Source organism: Paraburkholderia sp. BL18I3N2, from assembly GCF_003001875.1.
In the GTDB taxonomy this organism is placed as follows: Bacteria; Pseudomonadota; Gammaproteobacteria; order Burkholderiales; family Burkholderiaceae; genus Paraburkholderia; species Paraburkholderia phytofirmans.
On record NZ_PVNC01000012.1, the window covers coordinates 95,057 to 116,197 of the forward strand.

At 61.0% G+C, this 21,141-nt stretch carries 23 protein-coding genes; 8 read left to right on the top strand and 15 right to left on the bottom strand.

From position 1 onward, the window contains the following. Positions 1 to 2: 2 nt before the first annotated feature. The 5 genes from B0G75_RS26640 to B0G75_RS26660 form a co-directional block, all read right to left on the bottom strand. Positions 3 to 1,391, bottom strand: coding sequence for a cytochrome ubiquinol oxidase subunit I (locus B0G75_RS26640; RefSeq protein WP_106312690.1), 1,389 nt, complete (start codon positions 1,389 to 1,391; stop codon positions 3 to 5). Positions 1,392 to 1,604: 213 nt separating this feature from the next. Next, entirely contained in the window at positions 1,605 to 4,388 is a 2,784-nt protein-coding gene (locus tag B0G75_RS26645) for an ATP-dependent Clp protease ATP-binding subunit (RefSeq protein WP_106312693.1), read from the bottom strand. A gap of 389 nt (positions 4,389 to 4,777) precedes the next feature. Beyond that, entirely contained in the window at positions 4,778 to 5,158 is a 381-nt protein-coding gene (locus B0G75_RS26650; protein WP_106312695.1) for a TraR/DksA C4-type zinc finger protein, read from the bottom strand. Between the two features lie 49 nt (positions 5,159 to 5,207). Beyond that, positions 5,208 to 5,405 carry a hypothetical protein gene (locus B0G75_RS26655; protein WP_106313048.1) on the bottom strand — a complete coding sequence of 66 codons (198 nt, stop codon included), beginning with the start codon at positions 5,403 to 5,405 and terminating at the stop codon, positions 5,208 to 5,210. A gap of 91 nt (positions 5,406 to 5,496) precedes the next feature. Beyond that, on the bottom strand, positions 5,497 to 5,745 hold the full coding sequence (locus tag B0G75_RS26660; RefSeq protein WP_106312698.1) for a hypothetical protein: 249 nt from the start codon (positions 5,743 to 5,745) through the stop codon (positions 5,497 to 5,499). Between the two features lie 236 nt (positions 5,746 to 5,981). Between B0G75_RS26660 and B0G75_RS26665 the strand changes: the two genes are divergently transcribed. Beyond that, the gene (locus B0G75_RS26665; RefSeq protein WP_258194701.1) at positions 5,982 to 6,317 is read left to right on the top strand and encodes a DUF6566 family protein; all 336 of its coding nucleotides are present in this window, start codon (positions 5,982 to 5,984) and stop codon (positions 6,315 to 6,317) included. 62 nt (positions 6,318 to 6,379) lie between these two features. Here the strand turns inward: B0G75_RS26665 and B0G75_RS26670 are convergent, their stop codons facing one another. Beyond that, on the bottom strand, positions 6,380 to 6,736 hold the full coding sequence (locus tag B0G75_RS26670) for a host attachment protein (RefSeq protein WP_258194702.1): 357 nt from the start codon (positions 6,734 to 6,736) through the stop codon (positions 6,380 to 6,382). A gap of 361 nt (positions 6,737 to 7,097) precedes the next feature. On the opposite strand from B0G75_RS26670, the gene B0G75_RS26675 reads away from it, so the two are divergent. After that, on the top strand, positions 7,098 to 8,324 hold the full coding sequence (locus tag B0G75_RS26675) for an MFS transporter (RefSeq protein ID WP_106312703.1): 1,227 nt from the start codon (positions 7,098 to 7,100) through the stop codon (positions 8,322 to 8,324). Between the two features lie 46 nt (positions 8,325 to 8,370). Here B0G75_RS26675 and B0G75_RS26680 read toward each other — a convergent pair whose 3' ends face one another. Continuing rightward, on the bottom strand, positions 8,371 to 8,730 hold the full coding sequence (locus tag B0G75_RS26680; protein WP_106312706.1) for a cupin domain-containing protein: 360 nt from the start codon (positions 8,728 to 8,730) through the stop codon (positions 8,371 to 8,373). 292 nt (positions 8,731 to 9,022) lie between these two features. On the opposite strand from B0G75_RS26680, the gene B0G75_RS26685 reads away from it, so the two are divergent. Next, positions 9,023 to 9,895, top strand: coding sequence for a LysR family transcriptional regulator (locus B0G75_RS26685; protein ID WP_106312709.1), 873 nt, complete (start codon positions 9,023 to 9,025; stop codon positions 9,893 to 9,895). A gap of 52 nt (positions 9,896 to 9,947) precedes the next feature. Here the strand turns inward: B0G75_RS26685 and B0G75_RS26690 are convergent, their stop codons facing one another. Next, positions 9,948 to 10,934, bottom strand: coding sequence for a zinc-dependent alcohol dehydrogenase family protein (locus tag B0G75_RS26690; protein ID WP_106312712.1), 987 nt, complete (start codon positions 10,932 to 10,934; stop codon positions 9,948 to 9,950). A gap of 342 nt (positions 10,935 to 11,276) precedes the next feature. On the opposite strand from B0G75_RS26690, the gene B0G75_RS26695 reads away from it, so the two are divergent. Then, the gene (locus B0G75_RS26695; protein WP_106312715.1) at positions 11,277 to 11,624 is read left to right on the top strand and encodes a DUF4148 domain-containing protein; all 348 of its coding nucleotides are present in this window, start codon (positions 11,277 to 11,279) and stop codon (positions 11,622 to 11,624) included. 70 nt (positions 11,625 to 11,694) lie between these two features. On the opposite strand, the gene B0G75_RS26700 is transcribed toward B0G75_RS26695, so the two are convergent. The 4 genes from B0G75_RS26700 to B0G75_RS26715 all read right to left on the bottom strand — a co-directional run bounded on the left by B0G75_RS26700 (position 11,695) and on the right by B0G75_RS26715 (position 14,850). After that, positions 11,695 to 12,039, bottom strand: coding sequence for a DUF190 domain-containing protein (locus B0G75_RS26700; RefSeq protein WP_106312719.1), 345 nt, complete (start codon positions 12,037 to 12,039; stop codon positions 11,695 to 11,697). 153 nt (positions 12,040 to 12,192) lie between these two features. Next, positions 12,193 to 13,407, bottom strand: coding sequence for a mechanosensitive ion channel family protein (locus tag B0G75_RS26705; protein WP_106312722.1), 1,215 nt, complete (start codon positions 13,405 to 13,407; stop codon positions 12,193 to 12,195). Positions 13,408 to 13,634: 227 nt separating this feature from the next. After that, positions 13,635 to 14,123 (bottom strand): SRPBCC family protein, encoded by a 489-nt coding sequence (locus tag B0G75_RS26710; protein ID WP_106312725.1) that lies wholly within the window; start codon positions 14,121 to 14,123, stop codon positions 13,635 to 13,637. A gap of 256 nt (positions 14,124 to 14,379) precedes the next feature. Next, a complete protein-coding gene (locus tag B0G75_RS26715; RefSeq protein WP_106312728.1) occupies positions 14,380 to 14,850 on the bottom strand; it encodes a VOC family protein in 471 nt (156 codons plus the stop codon). Positions 14,851 to 15,136: 286 nt separating this feature from the next. On the opposite strand from B0G75_RS26715, the gene B0G75_RS26720 reads away from it, so the two are divergent. Further along, the gene (locus tag B0G75_RS26720) at positions 15,137 to 15,571 is read left to right on the top strand and encodes a MarR family winged helix-turn-helix transcriptional regulator (RefSeq protein WP_106312731.1); all 435 of its coding nucleotides are present in this window, start codon (positions 15,137 to 15,139) and stop codon (positions 15,569 to 15,571) included. A 65-nt stretch (positions 15,572 to 15,636) separates the two neighbouring features. On the opposite strand, the gene B0G75_RS26725 is transcribed toward B0G75_RS26720, so the two are convergent. Continuing rightward, positions 15,637 to 16,410, bottom strand: coding sequence for an enoyl-CoA hydratase (locus tag B0G75_RS26725; protein WP_106312734.1), 774 nt, complete (start codon positions 16,408 to 16,410; stop codon positions 15,637 to 15,639). 600 nt (positions 16,411 to 17,010) lie between these two features. Here B0G75_RS26725 and B0G75_RS26730 point away from each other — a divergent pair. The 3 genes from B0G75_RS26730 to B0G75_RS26740 are packed head-to-tail and all read left to right on the top strand — an operon-like array spanning position 17,011 to position 19,867. Continuing rightward, positions 17,011 to 18,099: a sugar ABC transporter substrate-binding protein gene (locus B0G75_RS26730; RefSeq protein WP_106312737.1), complete on the top strand. Its 1,089-nt coding sequence runs from the start codon at positions 17,011 to 17,013 to the stop codon at positions 18,097 to 18,099. A gap of 8 nt (positions 18,100 to 18,107) precedes the next feature. Beyond that, a complete protein-coding gene (locus B0G75_RS26735; RefSeq protein ID WP_258194703.1) occupies positions 18,108 to 19,097 on the top strand; it encodes an ABC transporter permease in 990 nt (329 codons plus the stop codon). Further along, on the top strand, positions 19,097 to 19,867 hold the full coding sequence (locus tag B0G75_RS26740; protein ID WP_106312743.1) for an ATP-binding cassette domain-containing protein: 771 nt from the start codon (positions 19,097 to 19,099) through the stop codon (positions 19,865 to 19,867). Before B0G75_RS26735 ends, B0G75_RS26740 begins: the two co-directional genes overlap by 1 nt. 90 nt (positions 19,868 to 19,957) lie before the next feature. Here B0G75_RS26740 and B0G75_RS26745 read toward each other — a convergent pair whose 3' ends face one another. Both B0G75_RS26745 and B0G75_RS26750 read right to left on the bottom strand, forming a co-directional pair. Beyond that, positions 19,958 to 20,494: a chromate transporter gene (locus tag B0G75_RS26745; RefSeq protein ID WP_106312746.1), complete on the bottom strand. Its 537-nt coding sequence runs from the start codon at positions 20,492 to 20,494 to the stop codon at positions 19,958 to 19,960. A gap of 34 nt (positions 20,495 to 20,528) precedes the next feature. Further along, positions 20,529 to 21,065 carry a chromate transporter gene (locus B0G75_RS26750; protein ID WP_106313053.1) on the bottom strand — a complete coding sequence of 179 codons (537 nt, stop codon included), beginning with the start codon at positions 21,063 to 21,065 and terminating at the stop codon, positions 20,529 to 20,531. Between the last annotated feature and the right edge of the window lie 76 nt (positions 21,066 to 21,141).

Genomic DNA, 21,141 nt, shown 5'->3' on the forward strand with positions numbered 1-21,141 from the left:
CGTCACTCCCGTTCCAGTGCGTCCAACGGACGATTGCGCAACACCGGATGCTTGACGGACTGGCGGGCGTCGCCATGCTCCTCGGGTCCGTGCCTCATCATCTTGAGCATGTAGTAGACCCCCGTACCGAATACCAGGAAGTACACCAGCACAAAGATCAGCAATGAAACGCCCGCTTGCTGGGCACTGATCGGCGAGAGTGAGTCTTCAGTGCGCAGGACGCCGTAGACCGTCCAGGGCTGGCGGCCGACCTCCGTCGTGATCCACCCGGCCAACAGCGCGACGATTCCCGACGGGCCCATGCACAGCACGAAAACCTGATACCACCGCGTCTCGTAGAGACGGCCTTTCAATCTGAGCAGCAGCCCGAGCAACGCGGTCAACAGCATCAACATACCGAGGCCCGCCATGATCCGGAAGGTCCAGAAGATGATTGGCGAATACGGACGGTCCCTGGCGGGAAACGTCTTGAGCCCGCGGATTTCTCCGTCCCAGCTATGGGTCAGAATGAGGCTGCCCAAATGCGGGATTTGCAGCGTGTAGCGCGTCACTTCCGCGTTCATATCGGGCAGACCGACCAGATTGAGCGCCGTGCCGCCTTTCTCGGTTTCCCACAGCCCCTCTATCGCCGCGATCTTGGCGGGCTGATATTCGCGGGTGTTCAGGCCGTGCGCATCGCCGACGAAAATCTGGATCGGCGTCAGCAAAAGCAGAATCCACAGTGCCATCGAAAAACTGCGCTTGATCGGTCCGTCGCGCCGGCCGTGCAGCAGATGCCACGCCCCGCACGCGGCGACGATAAAGCCCGCGACGATGAACGCGGCGATCGACATATGCGCGAGCCGGTAGGGAAACGACGGGTTGAAAATCACTTTCAGCCAGTCAACCGGCACGATCCGGCCGTTCTCCATGGCGAATCCTTGCGGCGTCTGCATGAAGCTGTTCGACGCGAGAATCCAGAAGGTGGACATCAACGTGCCGAGCGCCACCATCAGCGTGGCGAAGAAGTGCGCGCGCGGACCCACGCGCTGCCAGCCGAACAGCATCACGCCGAGAAAGCCGGCTTCGAGAAAGAACGCCGTCAACACTTCATAAGTCAGGAGCGGCCCTGTGATGTTGCCGGCAATGGTGGAAAAGCCACTCCAGTTGGTGCCGAACTCGTAGGCCATCACTACGCCTGACACCACGCCCATGCCGAAGCCGACCGCAAAGATCTTCGACCAGAACAGAAACATGTCCTTGTAGACCACGTCGCCGGTCAGCAGCCAACGCCACTCCAGCACGGCGAGGAAACTGGCCATTCCTATACTGATCGCGGGGAAAACAATGTGAAATGAAACCGTGAACGCAAACTGCAGCCTGGCGAGGTGGAAGGCATCGAAGATTTCCATGATTGATCGGCGGCTCCAGGTTGTACCGGCACGTGCGCAAAGATGAACGCCTCGCAAAGCTGAGAGACATCACTCAGCCGGCGAACCGTGCGCCTCCCGTCTCTTTCTTTGTAGAAGAGTTCGAGAGGCATCAGCAGGTCCGCTTCCGGATAATACGCGCCACACCGCCGACACGCTCGCCGCGTGTCCTTGCCCGTTGCCCACAGCGCGCCTTCAGGATCCGGCGCCCTCCGTGGACTCGGTGCTGCCGACTTCGTCGGACGACTTCTTCTTTGTCCGGCCATTGACGCGCTTCGCCTTGGGCGGCGCCTCGCCGCGAACGAACTTCACTTCGCCGCTGTCCTTGTCGTAGCTGACCTCGACACTGTCGCCCGATTTCAGGTTACCGCCGAGAATCTCCTTGGCAAGCCGCGTTTCCAGTTCCTGGCGGATCTGCCGCTTCAGTTCGCGGGCACCGAACTCGGGCCGGTAGCCGGCGTCGGCAAGATGGTCGACAACCGACTCGTCCATCTTGAGCGTGATGTCCTGGGCCGCCGCCGTGCGGATGACCCGTTCGAGCTGGATCTGCACGATCGAGCGGATATTCTCACGAGAAAGCCCGTGGAAGACGATCACCTCGTCGATGCGGTTCAGGAATTCCGGGCGGAAGTGGCCCTTCAGCACATCCATCAATTCTTCGCGAAGCTTCTTTTCCGGCAACTGGTCCGCCTCGGGCTTCTCGAGGTTATCCATGATGATGTGTGCGCCGAGATTGCTGGTCGCGATGATGATCGTGTTGCTGAAATCCACCACACGGCCCTTGCCGTCGGTAAGACGGCCATCGTCGAACACCTGGAGCAGCACGTTGCTCACGTCCGCGTGGGCCTTCTCGATCTCGTCGAGCAGGATCACGCTGTACGGGCGCCGCCGGACGCGTTCGGTCAACTGGCCGCCCTCGTCATAACCGACATAGCCCGGAGGCGCGCCGATCAGGCGGGCCACCGCGTGGCGCTCCATATACTCGGACATGTCGATACGGATGACCGCCTGTTCATCGCCGAACACCGTTTCCGCCAGCGCCTTCGCGAGCTCGGTCTTGCCGACGCCGGTCGGTCCGAGAAACAGGAAGGTCGCGATAGGCCGGTTCGCCTGGCCGAGTCCGGCACGCGACAGGCGCACGGCGTCGCTCACGGCAAGCACCGCGTCGTCCTGGCCGACCACGCGCTCGCGCAGCTTGTTCTCCATGTCCAACAGCTTCTGACGCTCCTCCTGTGTCAGGTCGGTGACCGGAATGCCGGTTTGGCGCGACACCACTTCGGCGATGGCCGCCACCGTCACTTCAAGCGTTTCCGAACCGGTCTTGCGCTGCCATGCCTCCATCTGCTCATCGAGTTTCGTCTGCTTTTCGCCGATACGCTCCTCGAACTTCTTCGACTCGTCGTAGCGCTTGCGCGAGGACGCATAGTCCTGCTCGCGCTTGAGCTGGGCGATTTCGGCTTCGAGTTCCTGCATGTCGGCCGGACGCGAGGTGGCGCCGATGCGCACGCGCGCGGCGGCCTGGTCGATCAGGTCGATGGCTTTGTCGGGCAGAAAGCGCGACGTGATGTAACGGTCCGACATCTCTGCGGCGGCGACAAACGCATCGTCCGCAAAGGTCACCTGATGATGCGCTTCGAGCTTGTCGCGCAGACCGCGCAAGATGACGATGGTCTGCTCGACGGTCGGCTCGGGCACCAGTACCGGCTGAAAGCGCCGCTCGAGCGCGGCGTCCTTTTCGATGTACTTCTGGTATTCGTTGAGCGTCGTCGCGCCGATCAGACTGAGTTCGCCACGGGCCAGCGCCGGTTTGAGCACGTTCGCGACGTCGAGGCCGCCTTCGCCGCCGCCCTGGCCGGCGCCCACGATCATGTGCAATTCGTCGATGAACAGAACGAGTTCGTCTTTCTTCGCCGTCACTTCGTCAATCAGCGTTTTTGCGCGTTCTTCGAACTCGCCGCGATACTTCGCACCCGCCACCATCGAATTGATATTGACCTCGACGAGCCGCTTGCCGCGCAGATTTTCGGGAACTTCGTCGTTGACGATACGCTGCGCCAGGCCTTCGACGATCGCGGTCTTGCCGACCCCGGGTTCGCCGATCAACACCGGATTGTTCTTCCTGCGCCGCGCGAGTACTTCAATCGTACTTTCGATTTCCTGCGCGCGGCCCAGCACCGGGTCGAGCTTGCCCTGGCGTGCGAGAGCCGTGAGGTCACGGCCGAACTTGTCGAGTGTGGGCGTGCCCGTCGGCGTGTCGACGCGGCCGTCCTCGGCGCCTTTGCCGACTACCTTCACCACTTTCTGCCGCAGCGCTTCCGGTGTCACACCGTACTTCTTCAGCAAGGCGCCCGCGATACTGTCCGGCGCGGACGCAAGCCCGATGAGCAAATGCTCCGGGCCGACATAGGAATGACCCAAGTCGCGGGATGCCTGGAACGCGTTCTGGAACACTTTTTTCATGCGCGGCGAGATGGTCATCTTGTCCATCGGCGCATCGGGGCTCGCGTTTCCCTTCTGCGCATGCTGGTCGATGTACCCTTTAATATCCTGCGGCGAAAGTTTGAGTTCCTTCAGCAGCGCAGTGCCGACATCGTTGTCCGCTAGTACGTACAGCAGATGTTCGGTGTCAAGTTCGTTTCGCTGGAGTTCGTGCGCTTTCTCTGCCGCGCGCTGCAACAATTCGAGCGTCTGTTCGCTGAAGGCGTCGGTGGCGTCGACCGATTCGCGCGGCAGCTCCGCGGCCAATTCTTCTTCGTCGTCATCTTCCGCGCCAGCGCCCGCGCCGCCAAGACCGCCGAAGAAGCGGGACAGACCGCCTCCTCCGAGCAGCGAGTCGAACGGGTTCGCCATGCTTTGGTGCCGCATTAATTGCCGATAGTCATAGTCGCAAATCGATAAAGTTTTCCGCTCGCCGTTTTGCACAACGGTCACACGGGCGACAGCGGGACGGGCGTTACAGATTTCGCAAAGGGCGGGCATCGCAGATTCACCTTTATGAGTTAAGGCATCCGACGTTGTTAAAGGGTATGGAACGCGTTCACATGAGGGGCGAATGCTCGAAACCTGTCGCCGGCCTTTCGATAAGTGGTGCGCCGGGGACCGATGCTTCGCTGATCAGCGTTCAAATGCCGGCGTCTTCCAAACAGGTTGAGACGCGCGAGCGGCTTCCGGCAACCGGCATGCGCTCGCGTGTTCGCGCTACGGGCCTGATCGCCACATGATTGGCATAACGAACCTAAAAAACCGCCCTTGAATTCTATGAGTGGATCGTTAGTAAGGGAACATTGGTTTTTCCGATGATAGGGATTGGTAGGCATGCCCAACGCTATCGGCTGCGAGATTGTGCGCTTGAACGCGCGTGAATGCCCTTACTTGCCGGTCTCTCGGCGGCTCTGCTCCGCAACGGTCAGGATAGCCTCGGGCATGACCTCGAGCCGCTCTTTGGGGATCGGCTGGCCGCTTTCATCGGAGAGACCGTAAGTGCCTTCGTCGATCTTCCGTAGCGCACGCTGGATATCCGCGACGCGCTGGTCGTTCACGTCATGCAGCGACTGGTTGATCTCATTCTGCGCCATTCCCTGCGCCTCGTCCTCGTATTCCTCGGCCTCGTCGCCATGCTCCTCCCGAGCCGTTCTCTCGTCCGCGATCGTATCTGCCTCGCCGCCCAGCAGTTCCCGGCGCAGCGCTTCGAGACGCTTGCGCTGCTGCGCGATGAACTCGTCACTTAGGTCACCCTGTTGCTCCGGCATGGTCCTCTCCCTCCAGCTTGATCCGCTCTACTCGCCGTAGAGCCGGGCGTTACGCACCCAGTTCCTGAAATACGTGGCCGTTGGCCTCGAGTCCTTTCAGAAGTTCGGGTGTCAATTCGCTCTGCCAGACATGCCCTTCGAATTGCCAGTCGCTCTTGTCGGCGAGGTCGGGCAGGCCAGCGCCGTTGCGCACATAGAGTCCGAGTGTCGGCTTCTTCAGGTTAATGTAGAAATCGAATTCCTGCATTTTCACCACCTTATGCAAGTTAAGGTCTCAATGACCGACCATCTTGACGATGCACCAGGCCCTCAGCCGCTAGCGGTCTTGCAACGACGTTTCAACTATCGTCGACGTTGTCCGCGTAATGATCGACAGCAACCTTGCATTCATCGACCACGACCTGAAGAAAAGCAGGATCGTTTCTTTCCACCCATCGTTCGACGTGAAGGAACCGCTGCGTGCCGAGATCGGCGATGCGCTCAGCGTCCGAGGTCGTGACGTCGACCGTGACCATGCCCCGGCTCCCTTGCAGAGGTGCGATCGTTGCGGAAAACAGGAATCGTCGATACGGGAATTCTTGTGCCATAACGCCTCCTTACGGAAGACCAGTTGAGCCGGCATTTTCTTCATACGAGTACGCGACTTCGCGCGCCGCACGCCACGCGCCACGTGGAATTCTATGAGCAAGTCACGACCCGGTGAACGCAGGTCTTTCCAATGCTAACTATCGGCGAAATACGGTCGGCATGCGCCATCCGGACGCAATTTTCTTTGTATCGGAATGCCGGGATTGCGGCATGATGGCGCTTAGCAGCGACACGCATGCTAAAGGAGAAAACGATGCCAGCATCTACTATTTTCTACGGCGAGTTCGAGATGGTCGTGCGCGCTGAGACCAATAAGTTCGGTGCATGGGTCGCGAGCGTGAGCCTGAAAAATAGCGCGGGTAAAGTCGTCGATATTCGCCCGATGACCGTTCAACCCGAATGGCTGACCGAAGAAGAAGCGATCAGAGATGCGGTCGAATGGGGCCGCCGTTTCATCGATCGTGAGTTCGAGACGCCGCAACCACACTCCTGGGTCAGCGCCCGGTCTCGCGCGGAGGACTGGTTCCGCGATGCGGAAGAAAAATCGCACGGCCCAGACATCAGTTCCTGAACGCTGCAAAGCCGGCCCTGCACAACGCTTGCAGGCCCAGTGAATTTTTCCGCGGCCGCTCTCTACTTCCGCAGACGCGCCTCGATTTCCTGTGTACTGAGCGACAACAGATCTTCGCTGATCTGCTCGAATATCATTCGACGCGCTTCTTCGCTCAGATTCGAACGCACCATGCCGAGGAATTTCGACTCCATGGCGAGCCGCAGCCGATTGTAGAGCTGATGGAGCCGCCCTTCGTCCAGATAGGTGGCAACCCGTTTTGCAAATTTCTCGCGGTCTTTCTCGGTCAGGACCGTACCGGTGTATTCGTCGTTGACGAGAACTTCGACTTCCTGCAAGTCGAGCGTAAGCCCAGGCGTCCGGAAAACACGCGCGCGACCTCCATCAGCCACGACAAGCCATGTAACTTCGACCATCATGCACCTCTGAGCAGGAATTTTTAGCGCATACGTGGCGCTCGCTCGCCGACAGAGCCGACGACACTCACTCAAGATAGCAGTTCGGACCGGCTACGCCCAAGGTCAATTCACCGATTCATCGCATCGGCGTGAAGTTCGCCGCTCACCTGGCTTCGGTACGAGTACTCGAGGAATAGCCGGCATTCGTGAAACTGCGCAATTCCACAGCGCGGGAAAAGACTTTAAGTGCGTTGAGACCGTCCACGCGCGCCCCAGGATTGCGGACATTGGTGTCCGATAAGTCTGGAACCCCAGCTTATTGATGGCCGGGAACGCCGCCCCCACAATCATGCAACGCATTACTTTCGCCTTGAGGCATTGCATGAAATCCGCACACGTTACCTCCGCTCTCCCCGCTCCGATCTACTGGCTGGCGCTCGGAGCTTTCGCGATCGGCACCGAAGGTTTCATGATCTCGCCGCTACTGCCCGGACTCGCCGCCGATCTCTCGGTGAGGATCGAAACCGCGGGCCAACTGGTCACCGTTTTCGCTCTGGCCTATGGCCTCAGTTCGCCGGTGTTGACGGCGCTCAGCGGCAGTCTGAATCGCCGCACCTTATTGCTCACGAGCATGATCGCCTTCGCGCTCTCCAACGTACTTGCCATGATCGCGCCGAACTTCTGGGCGCTGATGGGCGCGCGCGTGCTGCTGGCGCTGTCCGCCGGTCTGTACGTGCCGGGCGCGAATGCGCTGGCGAGCGTGATCGTGCCGCCTGAACGCCGCGGCCGCGCGATCGCGGTGGTCAATGGCGGCATTACGATCGCCATCGCACTCGGCGTGCCCCTTGGCGCGGTCGTCGGTCATGCACTCGGCTGGCGCATGACGTTTGCCGGCGTCGCCGGGCTGGCGACGGTCGCCGCGGCCGGCCTGGTCATCGGTCTGCCGCGCGACATCGGAGCGGGCATCCCGGTCGCGACGCTGCGCGAACGCATCGCGGTGGCGCGCAACCCGGTCGTGCTCGCAACGCTACTGACAACCACGCTGTGGGCCACCGGCGCCTACACGGTCTACACGTATCTCTCGCCGTTTCTCGCCAGCGTCACCGGTTTGGCCGGTGCGCAGATCGGCATGGTGATGTTCATGTGGGGGCTCGCTGCCGCAGCCGGCGTCGTGACCGGCGGCAACGCCAGCGACCGGTTCGGACCGCTGGCCGTGATCGTGCCGACGATCGCGCTGTCGGGCCTCGCCTTCGCCATGCTGTCAATCAGCGCGCGCTTCCTGTCACCGGCAGCCGCGCTCATACCCGTGCTGGTGGCCATCGCGTTGTGGGGCGTCGCGCACTGGGCGTTTTATCCCGCGCAGCAGGCGCGGCTCATCGACATCGCCGGTCTCAAGGTCGCATCGATCGTGCTGTCGCTCAATGCGTCGTTCATGTATATCGGTTTCTCGCTAGGCGCCGCGCTCGGCGCACTGACCCTGGCACACGGCGGCGTGGGCAGCCTCGGATGGGTCGCGGCGGCCAGCGAACTGGCCGCCGTGCTGCTGACGCTGGCGATCGTCGGACGGCCGGCTGTGGCGGGCGCGGCTTGCCAGGCGGAGCGTGGATAGGCGCTTGCTTGTCGCTTGCTTGCCGCCCGACTTGCCATCGGTGCTGTCACTCAGGACGGCCAGTCCAATGCGACGGCGTATCGCACTGGACAGTCGTCGCATCGGTCTTCTCAACCGTGAGATTGACAGAGCGTGCGCCACCCGGCCGCGTTCTATGCCGCGTGCCCGCGGGCACGGTCAGCAATTGGCCGGCTTGCAGGTCGACTGATCCCTCTTCGATGTCGATGGTGAGAACGCCTTCGACGACGAAAAATGTCTCGTCCGAATCCGGATGAAAGTGCCAGAAAAAGGGCGCGTCCATGACACTCAAATGGACGTCGTGGTCATTTACGCTGGTGAGTATCTTGTTCGAATAGCCTTGCGGCGTGTCGCCGGCGACCGCGCCAACATCGATCTTCTGGATCATGTCCATCTCCGTTCAACGTTACGGGCAGGATGATTGAGCTACTAGTACGCAGAGAACGCGCGGCTTACTAACTGACTCGGCACGTTCAGCGTAGCCCGATATCGACGTGGCCGTTAAGGCAGAAATTTTCACGCGTATGTGAGCGAAACTCGCCGGTCGCTGCACACTTGCCGATGTTCTTCCCCTTCAGGCAAAGCCCATCCCGAAGCTGATGCGGTCATCGGCATTGCCCAAACGCTAAACCTCGAAGTTCGGTACGATAAGCGCGCCTGTCGCACGAGCACATCCTGCTATGAACGAAATGACAATGGACTGGGGCGATGTCCGCGTGTTTCTCGCGATTGCCCGTTGCGGCACACTCGGCGCAGCCGCGCGCCAACTGGGACAGACCCAGCCCACCATGGGCCGTCGGCTGCGCGCGCTCGAAAGCGCAGTCGGCCAGGCGCTGTTCCAGCGCACTGCCGAGGGCTTCGTTCTGACCGACGAAGGCCAGGCGGTATTGAGTTTCGCGGAGCGAATGGAGGAAGAAGCGCTTGCGTTCACACGCTCGCTTGCCGGGACCACGCAGCAGTTGACCGGGTCGCTGCGCGTGTCGTCGTCCGACTGGTTCGGCATTCATGTGCTGACGCCGGTATTCGCTAAGTTTCTTTCGCGGCATCCGCAACTGTCGATCGAGTTGATCACCGACTCGCGACGCTACAGTCTCTCGCGCCGTGAAGCAGATCTCGTGTTTCGCATCACGCCGTTCGACGAACCCGACGTAATCCAGCGCAAGATCATGGATCTGAACTACGCGCTGTACGGGCACGCAGATCTGGTTGCGCCGCAAGCCGGCGATGGCGCGGGGCAATCGCTCATTACGATGGACAGCGCCTTCGAAGCCTTGCCCGACGTAACGTGGATTCGCCGCATGCTGCCGAATGCGCGGGTCGCGTACGCCAGCAACAATCGCGGCGTCCAGGCGCGCATGTGCGCCGAGGGCGGCGGCTTCGCGGTCCTGCCGTGCGCGCTCGGCGACAACACGCCGGGCCTGCGGCGCATCGACCTCGGCGAAACGCCGCCGGGTCGCGAAGTGTGGCTCGGCTACCATCGCGACCTTCGGCGGCTGGGGCGGTTGCGGGCGCTGATCGACGTTGTCGTCGACAGACTCGCCAACGCCGGCTAGGCATCTGGCCGCCGCTTAACTCACTCGCCGTCGCCGGCCCGCGCAGCATGCATCATTCGATATCGACGACGATCTTGCCCCGCGCGCTGCGCTCGGTGATTGCGTCGTACCCTTGTTCCGCCGAGCGAAGATCGAAGCGGCGCGGATCGAGCCGCGGCGTCAATTGACCCGCTTCGGCGAGGTGTGTCGCCTCGCGGAGCATCTCGCCGTGATGCGCCCGGTTCTCGCCGCTCAGCAGCGCATGCAGGGTGAACACGCCCGAATACGTCGCCTCGCGAAACGACAGCGGCGCGAGTGCATGCGTACCCCAGCCGAGCGCGCTGACGACGTGGCCAAAATGCTTGACCGCCGCGAACGATGCATCGAGCGTCGCGCCGCCCACCGCGTCGGCAACCACCTCGAATCCCACCCCGCCCGTATGCTGGCCGACGTATTGCTCGACGTTCTGCGCGGCGTAGTCGATCGGCGTAGCGCCGAGGCGCGTGAGTTCGTCGTGGTCGCGCGCGCTCGCCGTCGCGAACACCCGCGCTCCGAGCGCCCGCGCGAGTTGCACCGAAACATGGCCCACGCCGCCCGCGCCGCCTTGCACGAGCACGGTCTGCCCGGCCTGAAGCTTCGCGCGATCCACGATCCCCATGTAGGCGGTGATGAACACGAGCGGCAGAGAGGCGGCTTCGCGCATCGACAGATTGGCGGGCTTCGGTGCAAGCAGATCCGCGTCGACCGCGGCATATTGCGCAAGCGAACCCTGAATGCCGCCGACACCGCCTGTCATGCCGTAGACCTCGTCGCCCGCTTTGAAGCGGGTCACGCCTCCACCCACCGCCTCGACCACGCCGGCCATGTCGATGCCGAGCACCAGCGGCAGCGGATGTTTTGCATGAGCGGCGCCGCCTGCGCGGATCTTCGTGTCGAGCGGGTTGAGACCGGCCGCCGCGATGCGCACCAGCACCTGGCCGGGCAACGGTTCGGGGCGCGCCAAGGTGGTGAGTTCCAGCGGGCCGTTGTACTGGGAGAGAACGAGGGCTTGCATTGTCATGGTCAACGCTCCTGGCAAATGCCGGTGAATGGAAAGCAGATGGAGCGAATAGTGTCCCATGCAAACCGGTCTGAAAACTCACAAATATGCACGCCCTCCATGCATTAGTGCATGGCAAAACGCATTTTGCCGTCAGTAAGCGCCCGGACCCTGAAGCGGGGCACGTCCAACATGTCAATTTCGTAATGAACCGGTGGGGATCGCGTCAGGTGCGCAAGCGCAATATGGCTTCCAGACGCTCAGAGAAGAAGGACCCGCGCAATACCAGTAGCGTCGAATGAGCTGCTGCTATTCAGTGAATTTCCCTCAATTAACCATCGTATTTATTTCGGAGTCTGAATCATGAAGAAAGCTATTGTTTGCCTCGCCCTCGCTGCTGCCGCCCTGTCCGCTCCGGTTCTCAGCTTCGCGCAATCCAACGGGCCGGTGACACGCGCCGAGGTCCGCAGCGATCTCGTGCAAGTGGAGCGGGCCGGCTATAACCCGGCGCGTTCCGACGACGCCAGCTATCCGGCCGACATCCAGGCCGCCGAAGCGAAAGTCGCGGCGCAATCCACGTATCAGCAAGCGACGCAGGGCTACGGCGGTGTGCCGACGAACAGCACGTCGGCAGGAAGCCCGATGCATACGGCGATGCAATCGACCTGTGTCGGTCCGGTCAGCTTCTGTACGCCGTACTTTGGCAAATAAGTGACATGCAGTGCAGGTCCCGCGCTAGTCATTAGACACACGGGACCGAGTTTCATTCTGAACGTCTTTTCTAAGACTTCGGGGCGTTGCCATTGCCGTTGTCATTCCCGACGACGCCGAACTCGACGGGCGTCTTCACGTAGAACAGATGCACGCCCTCGGCGCGCAGCCGATCGAATAACCGGTCGGCTTCTTCGCTCGTCATCGCCATCACGACGGACAAAGGCTGGTCCGTCAACTCGAAAAAGTGCGCAGAGTGAATGCGGTGATGATGACCGATTCCTTCGACGGCCGGTATCACCGTTGCACCGCGCAACCCGAGTTCGCCCGCAAGATGGACGAGCCAGTCAGCCAGCGGCTTGCTGTGATGGCGGCGATCCTGTTGAGTAAAGAAAGTGACCTGATAGCCGTTCATGTCGGTGTCTCCTGTCCGCGCTGGATCGCTGTCGATCTTCCTGTCAGTTGAGAGTTGGGCGCGGCAATACCTGCGTCGGCGGTTCGGCGCAGTCGTTGGCATCGTCGGCCAAGGTATGGAATAAGTGTAGATGCCGGGCAGAACTACTGCCAGCTAAGGCTGCCGCGACGCCGGATATGCCTGCTGCCAGCAGCGCAGGCCGAACAGCGGCACGAGCCCATAAGCGTGGTCCAGCATGTCCGACTGCAGGCTTTCGTACGGCTCCCAGCCGGTTTCGTCGACGTAGAGAAAGATCTCCAGCGCGACGACGGGCTGGCCGGACTGCACCTGGCGAATCACAACAGGCATGTCGCGGCGGATCGCAGGATGAGCGCGAAAATGCGCGCTCAGATAAAGGCGGTAAAGGCCGAGGTTCGTGCGGCGCTGCGCGCCGGCGGGCGCGAATGCCGCGAGCGGCGGGTCGATATCGCTGTGCAGGCGGGCGAGCAGTGCCTCGTCGGGAAAGCGGACCGTGTCGGCGTCGAAATGAATCGAATGCTTGACGCGCCTGCCGCCAGACTCGGTCATGCCACGCCAGTTCTTCACACCGTTCGTCAGCAAAACGTAGCTCGGCACCATGACGATCGAGTTGTCGAAGTTCTGCACCTTGATCGTGTTCAGCGCAATGTCGATCACCGTGCCGTCGGCGACGAAGCCGGGCACTTCGATCCAGTCGCCCACCCGCAGCATGTCGTAGGCGGCGAGCTGAATACTTGCGACGAAACCGAGCAGCGTCTCACGGAAGATGATGATGAGCAGCGCCGTCATCGCGCTGAGGCCCGTGAGGAAGTATGCGGGCGAACGCTCGAGCAACACCGAAATCACGGCGATCAGCGAGATCACATAGAGCACGATAGTGGCGATCTGCAGGAAGCTCTTGATCGGCCGCTCGCTCGCGGAGGGGAAGTGGCTGTAGCGCTCGCTGACGCTGTCGAGGAACGCCAGCGCGGCGCGCAACACCGTGTACACCATATAGCAAGCCGCCAGCACCGACAGCGGATGCCCGAGCGCCGCGATCATCGGGAATGTGATGCCGGAAAGCAGCGGGCCTGCCGCGTAGACGATCGCGGCGGGCACGAGCGGCGCGAGCCGATGGAAGACCTTGTGGCGCTCGGCGGCTCGCAACCACTTGTGCCGTTCCTGGCGCGCGAGGCGGCTGACGATCAACAGCATGATCGAACGCGTCACGTAATAGCAGATCGCGCTGGCCAGCAGAATCGCGACCAGCAGCGCCACGACTAGCAGTACCGCCACAAACTCACTGTCGGTGTAAACGCGGAAGTGATGCCAGTCTGGTCCCCTTTCGATACGCAGCGCATTGTCGAACATGGTTTCTCCCATTGCCGGCGAACCTGGCGCGGCCGCAGCGATTCACGACGCCCGCAGCTCACGTACTTTCTTTTCCAACCGCCGCCGCAGCAACGTTCGCAACGTGTGAACCTGGAAGAAGCCGGGCTGCAACTGTTCCAGCGGCTCATGAACCGGCACAATGCATCGTACAACCTGCGGATTGGTAATTGCACTGATTGAACGCTGCCCTGGCCCGGATCGGGTTTTTATCCCTGCTCGATGCCAAGGAGCCGCGCGTCCAGCCGCCGCGCTAGCGCCGCGCCGCCTTCGCGCATCACCGCGTCGTGGTTCCACTGGAAAACCGGTCGCAACAACGGCGCCAATGCATTCATCCAGGCGCGTTTCGTATGCACGCACCAGTCATAGCGGACCACGGTCAGATTGCGCCCGTCGGTCGAAAAGCTCCAGCGGCCGGCGCCTTCGACGTCGCCGCTGGCCTCACCCTCCAGCGCGACCAACGGATCGACACGCGTCACCCGCATATCGAACACCAGGCGATAAGGCAACCAGCCTTTCCACGTATAGCGCTGAACGACGCCCACGCCTTCATCCGAACCCGCCTTCAGCTGGTCCACGCGCTCGACGTTATGCCACCATTCGGGCCAGCGCGCCGAGTCCTGGATTGCCGCCCACACTTCCTGCACCGGCGCATCGATGCGCCAGACGGTGGAAAAGCGGTATTCGACCGTGCGCAAGCTGCCTCCATTCTTAGTATTCTTCTAGAGATTCTGGCAGATGCTCGCTGCACTTGCCATCACGCCGAAACAGCGACGCGCGACAAAACGTCGAACAGCCAGAAGCAGCCGGCAAGTGCACGAAAGCCGAAATTGCCGAGCGGAGACGTTGGCTCCCTCGGCGTCAGGATTCCTGAAACCGGTGGGCTGTGCGTCGGCTGGAAACGCGCAAACCAGACCGACGCTCTACGACACGCACGACGTACGGAGGCTTTTGTTAATCCGTCGGCCCCGAATAGGCGGATTTCAAAGCAGCGATGTCGAGTTTCACCATTTTTTGCACTGCGTCAGCAACGCGCCCGGCCTTGACTGGATCGGGATCGGCCAACATGTCGAGGACATCGGCTGGAACGATCTGCCACGAGACGCCGAAGCGGTCTTTCAGCCAACCGCACTCCTCGGGCGAACCGCCTTCGAGAAGAGCGTTCCAGTAGCGGTCGAGTTCCGCCTGATCGTCACAGTTGACCATCAAGGATATTGAGTGGTTAAACGGATCGAGTGGCCCGGCACTCATGGCGATGAAGGGCTGCCCAAAGAGCACGAATTCGACAAGCTTCGTGGAACCGGCACTCGGCACCGGAGTGACCCGAATAACGCGTGAGTCGGGAAAGATACCCGCATAAAAAGCAGCCGCCTCTTCAGCTTCCGTGGAATACCAGAGAAACGGCGTGATCTTTTGAATCGCCATGGCAAATCTCCTTTCAGTGGTGGCTGAATGCGCAGGCAAACCGCATGCTGCCATAGAGACGACGAAGGAAGACCATCAGAATCGACATGCCAGCAAGCCAAAGTTCACTTTCTTATCAGCGTCGGCGATGCGGGTATGACCCGCTTGCCTCGCCATTCGTGGCCGCACTCACCACACAACTATCGCATGCCGTCGATATGACTTATGCTAAGATAAAAGTTCGCGCACGAACTAAATCCCAACAAAAAAGCGCTGTGCTCCGGAGCGCAACAGGCGAGGTTGAAACATGAATCATCGGCTCGTGTATCTGCTCAATGTGGGCCAAAAGCGCCTGCATCGGTGGTCGCAGACTCGGACGGCCGCAGGTGGGGTCACTGCGGCGCAGGCTGGGCTGCTTTTCTTTCTCGGGAAAAACGACGGAGCTCTCACAAGCGAGGCGGCCGCGGCGCTCGATCTCAAGGCGCCGGGAATGAGCGGGTTGGTCGACAGAGCTGAGCGGGCCGGTCTCGTGGAACGCCATTCGGACGAACTCGATGGGCGTGCGTCGCGACTTTGGTTAACGGCCGCCGGACGCGCCGCACTCAAGCGATCGAAATCGGGTCTTGCCGAGTTGAATGCCCGACTGACGGAGGGCTTTACGGAGTCCGAGATCGACGTGGTTGCGCGCTGGCTGACGAGTTTGCAGGACAAGTTTCCCGACGCCGACGAGGAAACCGCATAGGGTGACACCTGAACACGGCGGCACTGCCGTACCGCCGTTTTGCCCGGCAGTGTACGCCGCTCGCATCAGCGCGCAATCTTCGTGAAGTCTGGCCGGCGTTTTTCAGCAAACGCCAGGAACGCTTCCTTCGCCTCCGCGCCGGCAAGCCGCTCCATGAACGTGACGCTTTCCCGATCCATCTGGGCTGTCAGCCGCTCTGCGTCGCGCATGAGCCGTTTCGTTGCTGTCAGTGATCCGTAGGGCTTGGTGGCAATTTTCTCGGCAATCCGGCGCGCTTGCACACGCAGTTCCGCAACAGGGACCAACCGATTTGCGATGCCCCATGCAACCGCGCTATCCGCCGAAACCGGCTCGCCGAGCGCGAACATTTCGAATGCCCTGACATGTCCAATCTGGAACGGCAGAAGGTAGCTCGAGGCGGCTTCGGGAACCAAGGCCAGGTTCACGAATGGAGTCATCAATTGCGCCTCCTCGGACAGGAGCACGTAGTCGCAATGGAGCAACATCGTCGTGCCGATTCCCACGGCCTTGCCCTGAACAGCGGCTATGATAGGCACGGTCGCATTGGCCAGAACTCGAAGAAAGCGCACTACGTGACGTTCCTGTGGACCGTTGCCCGTAGCCTGCGCGGCGAATTCCGATAGATCGTTACCGGCTGTGAATGTGTCCCCGTCCGCCTGGATCAACAATGCGCGAACGTCATCATCGGCATTTGCCCGCTCGACTGCATCCGCAAGCGCGCCATACATCACATTTGTAATGGCATTCATTTTTCCTGGTCGCGAGATCGTGACCACTAGCACGCCATTTGCAAGCTCTACATTCACTTCTGGACTCATTGCCTCATCTCCAAAGATTTGCTCAGACTATCTACGGGCATGCACACTGGACACATTTGAGCGCACCAACATGTTCGCATACGAAGTATATAATATTCGCATGCGAAGTAAACGTGTTTGTCATCGACAAGTGGGTGTGCAGCAAGCTTTCAAAAAAGCGCTTTACGCGTTGCGAATCCCAATAATTGGTCTGCAGATGCCGCGAATCGTCGGGTAAAACCGAGCGACCGCTTCCCCTTCTTCAGTCCGTCTTTCTTTCGGGCAGCAACTCGGTAGTAATGCTATTAAATCGGTGTATCGTGCAAATCATTCCCAGCGACGTATGACTCCGCGCGTGTTGCGCTGCACCCAAAGTGCGACCGAAAAAGGAGCGAATTACGCGCCGGTGATTCATTAGCGGTGAGTAGTTAAGGGTATACATCGATTAGTAGGCAAAAGTGCGTGATATAGCATTTTCCGAGGGTAGTCATGCGTACGCGCGTGCACGTGGGCATTTCGAAAGAAGTGGTGCCCGGCTCCGGTGCCTGTCTGGCCGGAGCTTTTCCTGCTTGCGCCGTTACAACCAGTAAAACGTTCGACAACTGAGAGACGGAGACTGAGATGGCGCAATCGAAGGAAGACAAGGACGAAGTACAGGGTATGCGTCGCGGGTTGCTGCAGGGCGCGGGCGTGTCCGCAGCACTGGCGCTAATGGGTGGAATGGGTGGAATGATCTCGTCGGCCCAGGCGGCGGAAGGCGGTTCGTTTCCGGCGCACAAGCGATGGAAGATCGTCTTCGTCAACCATGTCACGACGAATCCGTTCTTCGTGCCCACGCAATACGGCATTCAGGACGCGACCGCCTTGCTGGGCATGGACTATCAATGGACTGGCTCGGCCAACGCCGACATCGGTGAAATGGTGAATGCGGTCAACGCGGCGATTGCCGCGAAAGCCGACGCAATCGCGGTACCGATCGTCGATCCCAAGGCGTTCGACAAACCCATCCAGGCCGCGCTCGACGCCGGCATTCCCGTTTTCGCCTATAACGCCGACGCGCCTTCGGGTTCCACGAATCCGCGCCTGGCGTATATCGGCCAGGATCTTTATCTGTCCGGTTATCAGATGGGCGAGCGGATCGCGAGCCTCATCGATAGCGGCCTGGTCGCGCTCTTTATCGCCACGCCGGGCCAACTCAACATTCAGCCCCGGCTCGATGGCGCTGTGGCTGCAATCAAGAAATCGGGCAAGAAGATCGACGTGCAGACCATCGCCACCGGCGCGACCGTCAACGAAGAACTCTCGAAGATCAAATCTTTCTATCTCGGCCACCAGGATCTCAAAGGCATGTTCGCAGTGGACGCGGGCAGCACGCAGGGTGTCGCCGTGACGATGAAGGAATCCAACCTGCCGTCCAAAGGTGTCCACGGCGGTGGCTTTGACCTGTTGCCGCGCACGGTCGATCTGATCAACGAGGGCTTCCTCGATTTCACGATCGATCAGCAACCGTACGTGCAGGGTTTTTATACCGTGGTCCAGGCGTTCACCTTTCTCGCCTCCGGCGGACTCGTCGGGCCGGCCAACGTGAACACCGGTCTGAAGTTCGTCACCAAGGGCACAGTCGATCCGTACCTGAACACGTCGACGCGCTATGAAGGCAAGAGCACGAAAGCCCAGATCGTGCCACGCACGGGTGCGATCAAAGGGTGACGTCTTCCGTGACGGACGCCCAGAACCCCGCCAAACGTCCGAGGCGCTGGTCAGGCGCGCTCGGGCGTTCCAGCGAGATCCGCATCTTTGCGGTGGCGCTCATCCTCTGCATCTACTTCGAGACGGTCAACCATGACTTTCTGCTGACCGGCGCGAGTCTGCAGAATCTCTCGCAGTTCATCGCGCCAGTGGCGATCATTGCCTTTGGCGAAATCATGCTGATGATCGGCGGGGAAATCGATCTCTCCGCCGGGATGGTCTTTGCGTTTGCGCCTTTCATCATGTATTTCGCCATCGAGGCGGGCTTGCCGCCATGGCTCGGGATGCTCACCGGCGTGGTGGCCGCGGGCATCGTCGGGCTGATCAATGGCGCGGTAACGGTGTACCTGCGCATCCCTTCGTTCGTGACGACGCTCGGCACCTTGTTCTTCGTGAACGGCCTCACGCTGACAATCTCACGAGGCACGCCGGTTTCGCCACCGGAAAATTCAGCGTTCGCGGCATTCATGGGCGGATGGGGCTACAGCGAAATCATCTGGACGCTCGCGATTGCGGCCTTCATGCACGTGCTGCTACGCCACACACGCTGGGGTTTGCATACGATCGCTTCAGGCGCGAATCCGCTGGGCGCGAGCGAGGCGGGGATACAGGTCAGACGCCTGAAGCTCGGCAACTTCATTCTTGCCGCGCTGCTCGCCGGGCTGACCGGAATCCTGGAAGGGTTCCGCATCACGTCTATCGATCCGCAAGCAGGCGGCAACCAGATCATGTTTCTCGCCGTCGCCGCGGCCGTGATTGGCGGCACCCCCCTCGCCGGGGGATCGGGCACGATCATAGGCGGGCTGATCGGGGCGGCGGTGCTTGGCATTCTCAACGACGGCTTCACGCTGATCGGCATCAATGCCTTCACCTTCAACATGATTCTCGGCGCGGCGATTCTCGGCGCCATGATCTTCAACATCCACGTGGTTCGTCTCGCACGCAAGGGGGAGCTGTAATGTCCGAGATGCTGGAGGCGCTGCGCGGCGAAGACATTGTCAAACGTTTCGGAGCGGTCACCGCGCTCGATGGCGTTTCGCTGACGCTAAGACAGGGCGAAATTCTCGGCGTACTCGGTGACAACGGCGCGGGCAAATCGACGCTGATCAAGATTCTGACGGGCTTTCATCAGCAGACGAGCGGCAAGCTTTTTGTCGGCGGCGAGGAAACGATGCTGCGCTCGGTCGATCACGCCCGTTCACTCGGCATTGAATGCGTCTATCAGGATCTGGCGCTCGCCAATTCGCTGAGCATCTATCACAACATGTTCCTGAATCGGGAAATCATCCGCAGAGGGCCGTTTCGGCTGCTGGACAATCGCGCCATGCGCGAGCGCGCCGCGGAGTGTCTTGAAGAAATCGGTGTGCACGTGCCTTCGGTCGACCTGCCGGTCGAGCAGCTTTCCGGCGGGCAGCGGCAGGCTATCGCGGTCGCCCGCGCGGTCAATTCAAATTCAAAGATACTGCTGCTCGACGAGCCGCTCGCCGCGATGGGCGCCCGCGAGGCGGGGCTCATCATCGACCTGATCCTTCGGCTCAAGGCGAAAGGCGGCTTGTCTATCGTCATGATCATGCACAACTACGCGCAGACGCTCGACATCGCGGATCGCGTGATGCTGATGCAACGCGGACGTGTGACTTATCAGCGTGAGGCAGCCAGCACCTCCGTCGAGGAACTGATGGAAATCGTGCGACGCGAATATCGCGCAATGAGGGCAACGACGCACTGATACCCGCGCCGAATGTGCGCAGAATGTGCCGCGCGAAAATCATCTCCAGCAACGCATCGGCCGTCGGATTGCGGGCGCGTCGCTGGCGGACTAGAGCAAGCCCGCGAAGTGCAGCACGACAAACGACCCGGCGCCGCCCGCTATCAACACCAACGCGTTGATTCGAGTCGCCATCACCAGCACCGTCGCGACTGCCGCGGTGAGCCACGCTATCCAGCCGCCATCGAGCTGTTTCATCAACACGTAGACGGCGGCCAGAATCAGACCGGTGGCAACGGGCCGCAGACCCGCCTGCAATGCGTTCAGCCAGCGGGCGCCTTCATGCCTGTTCCACACGTGCACGACACCGCACATCAGAAACGCCGTTGGCCCGAATAAGGCCAGCGTCGCCACGAGCGCGCCGCCAAAGCCGCCGACCTGCCAGCCGATCAACGTGGCCAGCAGCGAGCCAGGACCCGGCGCGAGGCGTGCAATCGCGAAGTCGCTCAGGAATTGCGCGTGCGTCATCCAATGATGCACGTCGACGACTTGCCGTTGGACCTCGGCGATGATCCCTTGCCCGCCGCCGACCGTCACGATCGAAAGCGGCGCAAAAACCGAAAACAGTGCGATGAGATTTCTGGACACGTGATGTGGCTTGTTGAGGGTTGCCCGACTGCCGTTATTGCTGCCGCGGCGAACGGACGTATTCGTAGCCGACGCTCAGCGCGCCCGCTATCAACACTGTCCACACGAGCGACACCCTGAATAACGCCACCGCCGCGAAGGTCGCGATCAGCATGAGATACGAAAACAGGCGCCGCGGCAGCCTGCGCGCGGCGGTGATCGCCATCGCCGCGGAAAGGCCGATTGCACCTGCCGCCGCACCGGCCAGCGCGATATGCGTGAGCGGAAGATAGGCGATGGCCGAGAAGAACGCGCCGAGCAGCACGATCACGATGGCGGGCGGGAAGATGATTCCGCAAAATCCGGCCAGCGCCCCACGCCAACCCAGCAAGCGATAACCGATCCAGATGGCCAGGTTCTTGATGTTGACGCCCGGCAGCGCCTGCGACAACGCCAGTCCGTTAAGGAACTCGTCTTCGCTCAACCATTGCCGGTCATGCACGAATTCGCGCAGGAACCAGCCGCTCAAGCCGCCGCCGAAACTCGTCAGGCCGATGCGGGAAAAAACAAGAAACAGCCCTAGCGCGGTCACCTTGACCGGCGCTGGTCCGCCGCCTTGCCCGACAGCTTCGCGTGCCGGTGCCGGTTCGAGAACTGCTCGGCCGTTA

What these genes read in the sequence shown, in the direction of transcription:
- B0G75_RS26640 (WP_106312690.1), bottom strand. Translation starts at nt 1,391, where the DNA reads ATGGAAATCTTCGATGCCTTCCACCTCGCCAGGCTGCAGTTTGCGTTC.
- B0G75_RS26645 (WP_106312693.1), bottom strand. Translation starts at nt 4,388, where the DNA reads ATGCCCGCCCTTTGCGAAATCTGTAACGCCCGTCCCGCTGTCGCCCGT.
- B0G75_RS26650 (WP_106312695.1), bottom strand. Translation starts at nt 5,158, where the DNA reads ATGCCGGAGCAACAGGGTGACCTAAGTGACGAGTTCATCGCGCAGCAG.
- B0G75_RS26655 (WP_106313048.1), bottom strand. Translation starts at nt 5,405, where the DNA reads ATGCAGGAATTCGATTTCTACATTAACCTGAAGAAGCCGACACTCGGA.
- B0G75_RS26660 (WP_106312698.1), bottom strand. Translation starts at nt 5,745, where the DNA reads ATGGCACAAGAATTCCCGTATCGACGATTCCTGTTTTCCGCAACGATC.
- B0G75_RS26665 (WP_258194701.1), top strand. Translation starts at nt 5,982, where the DNA reads ATGCTAAAGGAGAAAACGATGCCAGCATCTACTATTTTCTACGGCGAG.
- B0G75_RS26670 (WP_258194702.1), bottom strand. Translation starts at nt 6,736, where the DNA reads ATGATGGTCGAAGTTACATGGCTTGTCGTGGCTGATGGAGGTCGCGCG.
- B0G75_RS26675 (WP_106312703.1), top strand. Translation starts at nt 7,098, where the DNA reads ATGAAATCCGCACACGTTACCTCCGCTCTCCCCGCTCCGATCTACTGG.
- B0G75_RS26680 (WP_106312706.1), bottom strand. Translation starts at nt 8,730, where the DNA reads ATGATCCAGAAGATCGATGTTGGCGCGGTCGCCGGCGACACGCCGCAA.
- B0G75_RS26685 (WP_106312709.1), top strand. Translation starts at nt 9,023, where the DNA reads ATGAACGAAATGACAATGGACTGGGGCGATGTCCGCGTGTTTCTCGCG.
- B0G75_RS26690 (WP_106312712.1), bottom strand. Translation starts at nt 10,934, where the DNA reads ATGACAATGCAAGCCCTCGTTCTCTCCCAGTACAACGGCCCGCTGGAA.
- B0G75_RS26695 (WP_106312715.1), top strand. Translation starts at nt 11,277, where the DNA reads ATGAAGAAAGCTATTGTTTGCCTCGCCCTCGCTGCTGCCGCCCTGTCC.
- B0G75_RS26700 (WP_106312719.1), bottom strand. Translation starts at nt 12,039, where the DNA reads ATGAACGGCTATCAGGTCACTTTCTTTACTCAACAGGATCGCCGCCAT.
- B0G75_RS26705 (WP_106312722.1), bottom strand. Translation starts at nt 13,407, where the DNA reads ATGTTCGACAATGCGCTGCGTATCGAAAGGGGACCAGACTGGCATCAC.
- B0G75_RS26715 (WP_106312728.1), bottom strand. Translation starts at nt 14,850, where the DNA reads ATGGCGATTCAAAAGATCACGCCGTTTCTCTGGTATTCCACGGAAGCT.
- B0G75_RS26720 (WP_106312731.1), top strand. Translation starts at nt 15,137, where the DNA reads ATGAATCATCGGCTCGTGTATCTGCTCAATGTGGGCCAAAAGCGCCTG.
- B0G75_RS26725 (WP_106312734.1), bottom strand. Translation starts at nt 16,410, where the DNA reads ATGAGTCCAGAAGTGAATGTAGAGCTTGCAAATGGCGTGCTAGTGGTC.
- B0G75_RS26730 (WP_106312737.1), top strand. Translation starts at nt 17,011, where the DNA reads ATGGCGCAATCGAAGGAAGACAAGGACGAAGTACAGGGTATGCGTCGC.
- B0G75_RS26740 (WP_106312743.1), top strand. Translation starts at nt 19,097, where the DNA reads ATGTCCGAGATGCTGGAGGCGCTGCGCGGCGAAGACATTGTCAAACGT.